The sequence below is a fragment of the Nostoc sp. DedSLP03 genome (assembly GCF_034530815.1).
Taxonomy (GTDB): domain Bacteria; phylum Cyanobacteriota; class Cyanobacteriia; order Cyanobacteriales; family Nostocaceae; genus Nostoc.
The window spans coordinates 1-11,953 of the sequence record NZ_JAVRCK010000150.1; the positions used below are offsets into that span (position 1 = coordinate 1).

Consider the following 11,953-nt stretch of genomic DNA (forward strand, 5'->3'; position numbering starts at 1 on the left):
TCTTCCTCCGTATTATCTCGTAGTCTTTTTCAGAAATCAAATATGATTCCTATATAAGGAGAAATGATTGTTGGCTCATCGCTCCCTTCTGTGCCACCTTTTCGTATGTGACACGCATTAGTATTGGTTGGATTGCAAGTGGATAAGGCTTCGTCAGGTTCTGCACATTTATCAAGAGGAATAGTTCCACTAGATAAATTTAAAATGTTTCCAGAACTAAAGCATAAAAATTCTACATAATCACCATTCACAACTTCTATCGTATCTCCTTTACAAATTAAGCTCCCTGCTGACAAGTGCTTGTGACCCTTACTTATTATCCTTCCCATTTGTGGATCACAATGAACCTGATTTCTTCTTACTCTTATGAGCGGTACATTTGCTAGCAATGGTAGATGAATTAGTATTAGAGAAGTTAAACAGCACATTCCCCCAAAAAACATCAGCTTTTTCATTGTTTTACAAACATAATTTGTTTGAGCATCTTATCATTTATCAAGTATCCGATCTAGCAGTTCTTGTCTCCAGCGAAACACTTCTGGTAGGCTAGATTTAGTCAAGATACAAGCATCTATATAAGCTCTGGCGTAATTAAGTTGACCTAATGATTCTTCTATTTGAGATAGCAAACAATATGCATCTGTTCTTTCGCTATCTAACTTTGTTGCTTTTTCTAGATATTTTTCGGCTTCAGTTAACTTATTTTCCATTAACCTTGCCCATCCTAAATCTTTATACAGCGATGCTTGTAATTCCCGATTGTTAGTCTTCTGCAAACCTTTTAAAGCTAAAGTAGCTGCTGCTCTATGATCCCCTTTTTTATTTTTCAATCTTGCTAAAGCCGCAACAGCAAATATAGCTTGATCGCTACTTCTAATAGCAATTTCATATTGCTTTTCTGCTAAATCATATTCTCCCTGTCCATCATAAAAATCACCTAATCCGTAATGTGATTCCCATTTATTAGGTTTTAACTTAAAAATTATTTCGTAAGTTTTGTTAACACAATTATAGTCATATAACTGCTGACACGCAATTGCTAAATTATTATATGCAGTATCATCTTTCGGGTTGTACTTTATAGCTAGCTCGTAATTTTTTCTAGCAATCTTAGGGTTATTTTGATGCTGTAAACCCTTCTCAAAGTAAAAAATTGAGACTGAATTATTTAAATTATGTCCATACTTTACTGCTCTTTGAAAGTCTTTTTCAGCATCAGCAATCCTATTTTCTTTATAAGCTTCTTTACCTTGATTTAAAAAATAATCTGCCACTGTGTATTTTAAGCTAGTATTCAAATATACTGCTTTTTGAAAATCGTTCTCAGCTTGGTCAATTTGATTTTCTTTATAAGCTTTTTTACCGGAATCTAAATAATATTTTGCTACTAGAGGTAGGGATGCATATATCAAACCAACAATACTTAGTAAACCTAATACAAACACACTCAGTTGAAACGGCTTTGATTTAATTATTCGATTAAACTTTGATTGATTAGGTAAGCGCTCCAAACGCTGTATTATTATTTGAGTACTTTGTGGGCGCTGCCCAACAAAAGGAGCCATCATATCATCAAGTAAATCAGCCAGAAATTTATCTATGTGAAGTGCTTTATCTCTCCAAATTAGTCTTCCTGTCTGCTCGTCCATTTTGATTTCAATTAAAGAAATACCTGTGACTAAGTAAACAAAAGTTCTACCTAAAGCGTAAAAGTCTGACTGTGGTACGGCTTGTCCATGAATTTGCTCTAAGGGAGAGTAACAAGCTGTCCTAACAGCAGTTATTTCGTAACCATTACCGAATCCTGTAGTAGTTCCTCCACTGGTACTGACTTTGGCAAAGTAGGTTCTACTAAGCTGTCTTGCTCCACCAAAATCAACAAGTGCTAAATTCCCGTCGGGTTGATGAACAATGTTTTCTGGTTTGATATCTCTGTGGAAGAAACCAGACCGATGAACTAAATCAAGAATCTCCATCAACTGCAATAACCATTCATAAGCCATTTCTTGGCTAATTCGTCCATAAGATTGTACCCACTGAGTTAAATTCTCTCCTTCAAACTTATGCATAACTAGACAATGTAGTTCTAGAAGATTATCATTCAGCCTAAATGTGAAATAATCTTCCCTATTAGACTTGGGAATTCCAGGATGGTCTAAGATTTGTAATATGAGTGATTCTCTTTTAAGTAGCTCAACTAACTTAGAATCATCAATCCATCTTAATACTTTCATTATTCTTATTTGAGGCTGAGGATGTTCTTCTGTGCCAATATCCTCAATTTCAAAGACATCTGTGTAAGTATATGGATTTTGCTCCAAAGAACGCAACGGGCGCAGCAAACGAATACGCCCATTTATTATCAATGGATTTCCACATGCTAAACAATTTTCAGCGCTATCAGCATTATGACGTTGGATGCAAAGAGGATTTATGCAGTAGCCCACAAGGTAACTTCCCTTGTTTGTATTGTATCTGGTATTTTATGGACTAATCCCAATGGATCAACTAAAATATACTTCTTAATAGATGCTTGTAAACTATAACTAGCTTCTCGTTTGTTTGATTTACCAGCAATTTCAATTAACGAGCGTTGTTCTAAAACTTCTATTGCTGTTATTAGTTCAAAAACTGACAATTTGAAATCTACTCGCTCTTTTAAATTATCAATGAGTTTAGAGAATTGAATGGGAGTCGAGTTTTCTGACATTTCTTCTGCCAAATAAATCATTATTTGCCTTTGAAGATTACTTAAAAGTCCAACTTGTCCAAATTGCTGATGTAGCATTGTTTCAAGCTGAGGATCAATCATAGTAGTTTGATATCTAAAAAATGTTTTCACACTCCCTTCAAAAAAGCGATTAATTCTGTCAGCCAATGCTTCTAAACTTGATGGATTCCCAGAATAATTTTCAATTAATCGCTTACATTCCTGCCCAGTTAAACCTTTTTCTTGTAATATTTGCATTCCAGCATTTACATCTAAACCTTCTAATTTAAAAGAGCGAATAGGTAGTTTTGTAGTCACAGAAGCAAATTCTTTTAAAGGCAACTGACTTGTTATAATAATGCAGCTTTCATGCTTCCCTTCTGTAAGTTTTAAAAGGAATTTTTCATATTGTAATCTTTTTCCAAAGTCATCTGCTAACAATAGCTTTTCAAATCCATCAATTACTATTAGACAACGATGTAAGTGAAGCTGTTTTGATAGTAAAGATATGCTATCTATAAAAGAGTTTTCACTTGCTTCTATGTCTACTTCAAAAGTTTTATTTAAATCAATGATTAACTCATCAATTGACAACGAATGATTAATTGTTTTCCAGATTATACATTCATATATACTGCTTAAAGAATCAAAAGTTATTTCTTCAACCAATCTAGAGGCTAAGAAAGTTTTTCCTATTCCTCCAACTCCGGTAAAAACTATACAGCGCTCTTTAAAGAGAGTAATTTGTTTCTTAAAATAGTTAATTTCATCTTTTCGTCCATAAAAAGATTTTATTTTAGGCAGTTCCCCATAAATTCTAATATTGCCAATAAAACTATCGTTATCCAATCTGGATGCCTCTTCCTTCAGATAATCGCTCTTTGCTAGCTTAAGCAAAATAGATTTCAAAGATATTTTTGTTACTTTCACTCCATCACCAATAATTACTGAAAGCATACTCCATAGGGGTGGAGCTACTTTCTGCTGCAAATAGTATGCGTTATACCCCGAATCACTTGCCATCTCTTTATAATCTTTACTATCCCAAACTCCCCTAATAAGAACTTTTTCTACTTCTGTTAAATACCTTCCCGTAGATTGAAACACTTGTTCTTCTAATACAGCTAATACTCTTTTTACGTCTAAAACTTGGCTTGAATTCATGCCGACTTTCCCTTACGTAAGTAAGTATACATAAAGTTATATTTTACTCCTTAATACTTAAAACATCTACAAAATTCACAATTATTAACTGAAGCTAGGTTCTCAAATTACCTTTCTAGGCTATATTGATTTAAATGCTACATCTTAATAGGGAGATTTAACGCATCTCTAGTACATTATCCGGTCTAGCTTGAGCATAAAAGTGTGAAAGAAGTTGACCAACGTCAACCCAGGAACACCGCCTGCGGGTATTTTTGATCACTGATTAACTCAATGGGTTTGTTTTGAAAAGCTTGTGTCTAGGTATCTTAACCTAAACCAAATATCTTCTGCTAATACATTTGAATGAAAGCTCTTACCTCGACTGAGTAGGACGATAGGACGACCAGAACTTCTGTAAAATCAAGCTAATTGAAAGGAGGCATGGAGGTGAAGATACAACAGTACGAGAACTTAATGCAGAAAGCGCCACTAAGGAGTCGCGCTTTCTGCGTATTGCAAATTTCATATTGATCTAGAGCGGGTTTCATCTCGAAGGAACAAAATAAGTTGTCGCTAAAGTTTGGCCACTGGCGCGACTACTAAGTTGTCCGAGAGTTTTTACCGCGCTACCAGATCCATTATAGGGTCTGCCGCTTGGAAAGTCCATTCCCTGCGGTGTGTTTTTGCTGTCGAAATTCATAAATTTTAGGTAAAGTTAAGTTTGGTTAAGAAATATCCCGAATTTTGTAGTTAAAAGCAGTAGTAGCGCGAATAATAGTTACCAGTTATCAGTTGGGAGTAGAGTCCAAGATTAGATAACTGATAACTGATGCAACCCCCTCTGAACTTGTCAACCGAGTTATCAGGGGAAAATATCATGACAAACAGAGAACGCCCCAAGAGCGCAGTGTTAGAGCGCATGGGGTCGAGTGCAGCTTTCGCACGGCAATTTTGTGCTGTGACGAAGGGAAATTTTCGGAATATTCAGGCTAGAGCAAGAGTTTCGCAGCTTGAAAGAGTTCTCTCTAAGGAATTCCGAGGGGAGAACCGATGAATGCCTCTCCAACTGAATATCCAAACAATCTCACGGCAGCGGAATACCATGAGTTGTTCGCTGGTAGCGCCATTCATCCGGCGTTGATTAAGTGCAACTTTTTCCATGTAGAGGGAGAATCAGTTTATGATTTCCTGTTCATATCTGATAAAATCCCACGTAAGAATGCGGGTCGGGTAACAGATGGATACATAAGGCAATATCAGCATCTATTACTGGGTGGGACGTGGATTCAGTCACTTGACCCATTCAAAAACTGGCAACCGATGGAATGGGGAAGAATTAAGCCCAACTTCCCTCGCATTGATTGGGAAAAAGGCAAGCCAGTTAAGTACGAATCACCCCCCAAAACCCCCAACCGCGTTACCTACTTTGATGTCGCTAACCCTATCTGGGACAGAGTTGCAAAGCGTTATTTAATTAAGCGCTATCATTCGCTTTTAGCATTGCGCTTGCTGGATCAACTCAATCCACTAATATTTTGGGAGTGGATAAAGCAACACCCAGAGATTCCAATTATCTTATGCGAAGGGGAAAAAAAAGCTGCTTGCTTGCTGAGTCTGGGGTTTGTAGCGATCGCACTCCCAGGAATTTGGAACGGGCGCGTGGGCAAACAAGATTTTGATGAACGGTTGCATCCTGACTTAGTACCAATGGCTCAGGCGGGACGCAAGTTCATAATTCTTTTTGACCACGAAACTTCTTCTAAAACCAGATGGTCGGTGTTTCAAGCCACTGTTCGGACTGCAAAAGCAATCGAATCGGCTGGTTCTGAATGTGAAGTTGCATTACTGCCGGGGCCAGAGAAAGGTGTTGATGATTTCGTAGTTGGTCGCGGTGAAGATGCTGATGTCTTACTAACTGCAATTATAGACGATGCCAAATCACTTGCCGATTACCAGCGCTCCTATCGGGCGAAAAAATGGGGGTTAAGCAAGTACCAACCGGATGTCACTATTAATATCAAGTATCTCTCTGAGGCTTTGTGCATTCCTCTTCTTGAAGAAAAATGCAAATTGCCTGAGCTTTATGATCTTGAAAAGGAACAACTTTTCACACCATCTATAAAAGGACATCAAAGAAAGAAGGAGTCTACCAATTCTGGCGGAGTTGATTCAGACAAATCAAAGAAATCCCCTACCTTCAATTTTCCCAAATCAGGATTGGTTGTACTGTGGAGCGACATGGGTACAGGGAAAACTGAACTTATGCGCTGGTGGCGTGACCAAAACCCCGACGCTCGGTTCCTCAACAACGGGCATCGCGTCAACCTGCTGAAGAATTTAAGCTTACGCCTGAAAACTGCGATGTATTCAGACTTGGGTTACACAGGTTTAGCTCAAGCCCAAGCCCTTAGTATTACCATTGACAGCTTGCATAAACTCAATACGCAAGCGCTGATTTATGGCTGCATATTTATAGATGAGGCTTGCCAATACCTTACCCACCTACTACACAGTAATACGTGTAAACAGCACCGTGCAGCAATCTTGGAGGTACTGGAATATATAGTATACAACGCACCACTGGTTGTCCTTGCCGACGCACACATGGATGATTTAACCGTGGACTTCTTTCGGGCAATGCGACCAGTAGGTGAAATTCCTTACATCGTCAAAAATGAATGGAGAAATGGCTCACGCACTATATATTGGTACGAAGGCAGCAATTCAAGCGCCTTAGTTGCCCAGATTTCGGCAGCACTGATGCTTGGTGAGAAAGTCATGGTTGCAAGTGACAGTAAGCGTTTCATCAAAAAACTCGACAAATCCTTTACTATCAAGTACGAAGAATCTAACTCCGAAAAATCACATACACAAAAAAAATGGCGCATTTGGTCGGTTCATTCAGATAATTCTGGCAGTGATGAAAATGTCGCTTTCATCAAAGACATCACCAACGCCGTCAAAAACTTTGATGCCTTGTTCACTTCCCCTAGCTTGGGGACTGGTGTCGATATTTCTGAGTATCATTTTGACTTGGTATTTGGTGTCTTTCACGGCGTTTCCCAAACCGCTACTGAGTGCGCTCAACAACTGTACCGTTATCGTCCAAAAGTCCCGTTTCATATTTGGGTGGCCCCGCGTCCTCCCTTTGGCTACCAAGATACAAACGCATCCAAGATTAAAGAGCGCTTGCTCCAAACCAATGAAATGACAGCTTTTCTGTTGCGGATTGACAGAGAAACGGGTAAGCGCGGAGCCGAGAAAGATTGGGCGCTTGAGGCTTACTGCCAAATTATGGCTAACCGCCACTATTCTCTCAATAATCTGCGTGATGACTTGCGATCGCTTCTCACAGAAATGGGCAATACATTTATATATGTGGGCAGTGATTCAGATCCTCAATCTCTTGAAAGTCTTAAAGCAGCAGCACAAGCTTTGGATAGTGCCCACAATTCGGCTGTTGCCAAGGCCAAGAATATTACAGCTAGTGAGTACCGTGCCCGTCAGAGCAAAGATTACCTTGACCCTAGCGAGATTTTTGAATGTGAAAAATTCCGCATTTCTGATTCTTACGGCATCGAAGTAACCGAATCACTGGTAGAAATGGATAAAGGTGGCCGCTTAATTAGAGCAATCGCCGGACTTGAGGCCATTTTAGCCCCAGCCGAAGAATCTTTTACTGACCCTAAAACTGGGCAAACTTATCTTACCCCACCAACAATTGTCACCCAAAAAGACCGCGCCGAACGCGACAATCTACCTTTGTGCATGGACTGGGGCAATTATTCGGCACGGTGGCTTGCTAGATTTAACCTGGGGCTGCATCAGATTCTTAAACGTTTAGTGAGGGGTGAGGAATTTACCGCCGACGATTCCACCTTACTCAAGATGACGGAGATCGCTATACATTGTGCTGCTCACATCAAAGCAATTCTTGGGTTTACTATCCCTAGTGACTGTAAGCCTATTTGGTTGCTAGGAACTTTAGTCGAGCAGTTGGGGTTAAAGTTGACCTTCCGTAAGCAGGGTAAGCGAGGTCAACAGGTGAAACTTTTCTCTTTATCTAAAGAGGAATTAGAATTTGCAATGCATGTAATTGCTCATCGCGTGGAGAAGCGTAATCAAAAAGAAAATCGAACCTATTATGCTGCTCAAACCCCTGCTGCATATAATGTAAACCCCAATCAGCAGGCCGTATCCACACCCCCCCTTGATGCTATAGGGAACTCCCATTGCCAGGGGGAGGATACTACCGAATTTGAGTCGCCTCCGACCGATCGGATTACCTTACTCCACTGCGTAGAAATACTTCGCTCTGGTATTTCTCGTGGAGTAGACGCAATTAAAGGCATCCTTAAGCGATGGGTCGAGGATTTGCGCTGGGAGACGGTGCTGGAACTTGAAGCGATCGCAGCGAATGAGCTGCGGCGAGTCGAGGATCAAGTCCCTGAATTTTATGCCTTGCTAAGTGAAGATGTGTTGCCTGTTGAGGGGTAAAGTCAGCATCACATGCACGCAATTATGAGACAATTACTTATCAGAATCTTGCTTATAAGAAGACACGTTCCGATAAGTAAATGCATGAAACCCTTGAAAACAGTACCTCCTCTTCCTTAGCCCTTGCCTCTCCCGTTCCCTTGATCGAACACCCCGCCCAAGTCTACTTGGCGACGCTTTCCCCTGGTTCACGTCCAGCTATGCGCCAAGCTCTCAATGCGATCGCGCGATTATTAACCAACTCAAGTTGTGATGCGATGACTTTAAACTGGGCAGCACTGCGCTACAAACATACGGCGGCTATCCGCTCTGTGTTGAGCGAAAAATATGCACCAGCTTATGTCAACAAAGTGCTGTCTGCTTTGCGGCGAGTTTTAAAAGAAGCCTTGCGGTTAGAGATAATGGATGCTGTTGATTTTGCTCGTGCTGTAGACATTCCCAACGTTAAAGTCACCAAGCAATTGCGGGGACGTGTTCTCACGGCAGAAGAAATCGCCCAATTGATGCAAACCTGCTTTGATGACCCTACCCCCACTGGTTACAGAGATGCTGCAATATTTGCAATACTCCGTGGATCTGGAGTTCGCCGCTCTGAAGCGGTGAATTTAGACTTGAGCGACTTTGAAGAGAATACCGGGGCAATACAGGTGCGTGCTGGCAAAGGTGGCAAAGATCGGACTGTGTACTTACCTGAAAGTGGTCTAACTGTCGTCTCGGATTGGTTGTTGCTTCGAGGGTACGAGGCAGGCCCCTTGCTGTGCCATGTCAACAGAGGCTCAAGGATAGTGCGGCGACGACTTACCTCTCAAGCAGTGCTATTTATTTTGCAAAAACGTGGCGCACAAGCCTTTGTTGCTAATTTCTCTGCTCATGATTTCCGGCGGACTTTCATTTCAGAGTTGCTCGATGCTGGTGAAGACATTTCTACAGTCCAAAGGTTAGCTGGACACGCAAACAGTGACCAGACTGCCAGATATGACCGTCGCGGTGAAGAAACTAAACGCCGTGCTGTCCAAAAGTTGACTATTCCAGGACAGAGGAAAAAATCTTCTCTATTGATGTAGTTTCTACACTTTTTCTATACTTCCTGGCTCTGAAATGCGATCGCTCTTCTTTTCGGTTTAGTGATCTGTATAAGTATTTTCAGCAATTAGCGTCATCACTGAGGATATTTAATACTCAGTCTCTGGCGAAGAAGATTGATGCTGGAATTTCTACGGGGTGATGTCTATATTTATTTGCTCCCAGCGTAACCGCTATGAAGAGATGCTATCGCCAATGGCTACCATTGGCGATAGCATCTCTTCATAAAAGGCATTGCTTGAGGAATGCGCTGAGGCATTTGGCGATGATACTATCAAGGTAATTCATCATGATAAATTACACGATTTAATAAGCGTGGCCAGTCCCAGTTTACCTAGATGACACGTGAACATGAGCAATACAGGGCGTAAAAAAAAGCTGGCATCTTTCAACTGTGACCAAAGGATTTGGGAGCAGTTTATCGCCCGTTGTAAGTCAAAAGGGACGACCGCAACAGCCACACTGCTCGAATTTATCGATCTCTACTTAGGCGATTCCCAAGATAAGGTTGATACAACAGGTGGTAACGATTTAGACGAACACCTAGACTCAAAGATTAAGGCAAGTGTAGAGAAGTACTTAGTGAAAAGTAATAAAAATCACAGTAGTTCGACTAATGAAATGATAAGAGCTATTTGCGAAAGACTTGATAAGCTCGATTCAGAGTTTTCAAATGAATCTAATAGCAATCAAACTACAGCAATTGATAATCTCGCCAATTTAGAACAAAAAGTGGAGAAGATGTATGCCCGAATGACACAGTTGGCTGAGGCGATCATTAAAATTCAAGACTATCTCAACAACCAACAAAAGCGGGGACAGAAATCGCATTACAATAATTCATCATTCAAAGTGCATACTCCCAGAATGCAACCGTTAACTGAAGAAGGTTTGGCCAAGAGGCTTGGTGTAAGTGAAGAAAGTGTACGCAAGGAGCGAATTAAACTCCCCCCACCGCTTTTTGTAGCATGGTGTAAGGGCAAAGATAGATCCGGTATTGGGTGGGAATTTAACGAAAATACGGGATTTTATCATCCGGTAAGTTAGTAATTTTATTCTTTTCAAGAATTTCGGAATTTACACTGACTCGCCCGCCGAATAGAGTGATTGCAGATAATGACAATTAGGAGCTTTAGGTGCAGCGAAAAATCGAATTAAAAAGGGGTTTTGATAATACAACTGTTGAAGCATATTTGGTAGATTTAGAACAAAGACATGTTGAGGATTATGTTAATGAGTGGGTCGAAAAATTAAGGTTATTTAGTCAAGAAGATAAATACTGGGACTGGATATTTAAATTAAGATATATTGGCAATCAACAAAATCTTGAAGGTTACGCAGTTGAGTGCGAAAACAAAACTCAAGGATTGATGATAATAGAAACACAAATGCACGGTTCTCGGTTGAATATTGGTAAGAGGTTAGTTTATATTGATGGCATTGCCACTGCCCCCATTAACCGAATCGAGATTCAACGCCCACCTCAATTCAAAGGTGTTGGTCAAGCACTGTTAAATTTCGCAAGAATTAGAAGTGTTGAGTTAGGGTATGAAGGTAGAGTTGGGTTGCATTCCTTACCAAGGTCTGAAGGATTTTACGAAAAACAAAACATGTTGAACTGCGGTTCGGAAGAAGAATATGAGAATTTAGTTTACTTTGAGTATGGTGTATTGAGACGAAGATAAAGTTCGAGCGGGTAAAAATTTATGAATCATCAACAGCAAAAGGATAATTTTGAGGCAAACGAGTCAATAACAACCCAAGAAGCTATAGATTTACTTTTTGGTGAAGGATGGCTCGAAGAGGCTGTTTGCATCGAAGATGAAGCAAATTGCACTATTGGCGCTGGTTTGGATTGGGGTAATGCATTACCACCTTTAATGCTCAACCTTCCTTTATTTGGCCGCCTATCAACGCTGCGTGTATCTCTCAACCGCGAAGTCAGGCTAATAATTGAAACATGGGATTTAGGTATAGGTACAACTTCTGCAACAGAAACTGCAAGGGCACGCATTAAAGAGCGGTTGCTATCCCCTTCGTCTGAGCTAATACCTCACTTGGAAGCTACTTTGTTGCAAGATGATTTATACAATGAAGAGTTTATATCTAACCGAGAAGCTCTAAAATCCTTACTTGCAGTAGTTCTTACTGATTCTGATAGAGAAGAAATTGCAGAGAAGGCTGCGAATTCAATACGCACACAAGTTATGTCTCAAGTGGATTTTTCCGGAAAACTTTCTGCGTAAATATAATCACAATAATATCGTGTCAAATTCAATCAAATTTATCAAAGGGGCGAACGCGGGAGCAGAGGTTACTCTACATCGGTCTTAGCCGCATTACTCTTATTCAATAGCTGGGAATTAAGGGACTTCCAAAGAATAAATTATTCCAAGAAAAACAAAAGACAGTATTTATCAAGAATGATAATCATTTTAAGGGGGAGAAAAGGGGTTGCCGAGGGCAACCCCTTTTCTCCCCCTCATCTATGCATGAAGAATCTATACACTTGTCGTC

Annotated in this window: 9 protein-coding genes; 6 read left to right on the forward strand and 3 right to left on the reverse strand. The window is 40.3% G+C overall.

From position 1 onward, the window contains the following. Positions 1-29 precede the first annotated feature (29 nt). From RM368_RS36560 to RM368_RS36570, 3 genes are read right to left on the reverse strand one after another with little or no spacing between them, the layout of a single operon-like run. Complete coding sequence (locus tag RM368_RS36560; RefSeq protein ID WP_322698591.1) at positions 30-455, reverse strand: hypothetical protein; 426 nt, start codon at positions 453-455, stop codon at positions 30-32. Positions 456-488: 33 nt separating this feature from the next. Then, on the reverse strand, positions 489-2,447 hold the full coding sequence (locus RM368_RS36565) for a protein kinase domain-containing protein (protein WP_322698592.1): 1,959 nt from the start codon (positions 2,445-2,447) through the stop codon (positions 489-491). Beyond that, positions 2,432-3,874, reverse strand: a complete 1,443-nt coding sequence (locus tag RM368_RS36570) for an NB-ARC domain-containing protein (RefSeq protein WP_322698593.1) — start codon at positions 3,872-3,874, stop codon at positions 2,432-2,434. Before RM368_RS36570 ends, RM368_RS36565 begins: the two co-directional genes overlap by 16 nt. A gap of 859 nt (positions 3,875-4,733) precedes the next feature. Between RM368_RS36570 and RM368_RS36575 the strand changes: the two genes are divergently transcribed. From RM368_RS36575 to RM368_RS36600, 6 genes are all read left to right on the forward strand, one after another. Then, positions 4,734-4,910 carry a hypothetical protein gene (locus RM368_RS36575; RefSeq protein ID WP_292720546.1) on the forward strand — a complete coding sequence of 59 codons (177 nt, stop codon included), beginning with the start codon at positions 4,734-4,736 and terminating at the stop codon, positions 4,908-4,910. Further along, entirely contained in the window at positions 4,907-8,353 is a 3,447-nt protein-coding gene (locus RM368_RS36580; RefSeq protein ID WP_322698594.1) for a plasmid replication protein, CyRepA1 family, read from the forward strand. The genes RM368_RS36575 and RM368_RS36580 overlap by 4 nt, the downstream gene beginning before the upstream one ends. Positions 8,354-8,433: 80 nt before the next feature. Continuing rightward, positions 8,434-9,417, forward strand: a complete 984-nt coding sequence (locus tag RM368_RS36585; protein ID WP_322698595.1) for a tyrosine-type recombinase/integrase — start codon at positions 8,434-8,436, stop codon at positions 9,415-9,417. Positions 9,418-9,787: 370 nt separating this feature from the next. Continuing rightward, complete coding sequence (locus RM368_RS36590; RefSeq protein WP_322698596.1) at positions 9,788-10,483, forward strand: hypothetical protein; 696 nt, start codon at positions 9,788-9,790, stop codon at positions 10,481-10,483. Between the two features lie 89 nt (positions 10,484-10,572). Continuing rightward, the gene (locus tag RM368_RS36595) at positions 10,573-11,121 is read left to right on the forward strand and encodes a GNAT family N-acetyltransferase (RefSeq protein WP_322698597.1); all 549 of its coding nucleotides are present in this window, start codon (positions 10,573-10,575) and stop codon (positions 11,119-11,121) included. Positions 11,122-11,142: 21 nt separating this feature from the next. Beyond that, a complete protein-coding gene (locus RM368_RS36600; protein ID WP_069068817.1) occupies positions 11,143-11,682 on the forward strand; it encodes a hypothetical protein in 540 nt (179 codons plus the stop codon). The last annotated feature ends 271 nt before the right edge of the window (positions 11,683-11,953 follow it).

Bases quoted from the DNA above. Each gene is read 5' to 3' on its own strand.
- RM368_RS36560 (WP_322698591.1), bottom strand. From the start codon at position 455: ATGAAAAAGCTGATGTTTTTTGGGGGAATGTGCTGTTTAACTTCTCTA.
- RM368_RS36570 (WP_322698593.1), bottom strand. From the start codon at position 3,874: ATGAATTCAAGCCAAGTTTTAGACGTAAAAAGAGTATTAGCTGTATTA.
- RM368_RS36575 (WP_292720546.1), top strand. From the start codon at position 4,734: ATGACAAACAGAGAACGCCCCAAGAGCGCAGTGTTAGAGCGCATGGGG.
- RM368_RS36580 (WP_322698594.1), top strand. From the start codon at position 4,907: ATGAATGCCTCTCCAACTGAATATCCAAACAATCTCACGGCAGCGGAA.
- RM368_RS36585 (WP_322698595.1), top strand. From the start codon at position 8,434: ATGCATGAAACCCTTGAAAACAGTACCTCCTCTTCCTTAGCCCTTGCC.
- RM368_RS36590 (WP_322698596.1), top strand. From the start codon at position 9,788: ATGAGCAATACAGGGCGTAAAAAAAAGCTGGCATCTTTCAACTGTGAC.
- RM368_RS36600 (WP_069068817.1), top strand. From the start codon at position 11,143: ATGAATCATCAACAGCAAAAGGATAATTTTGAGGCAAACGAGTCAATA.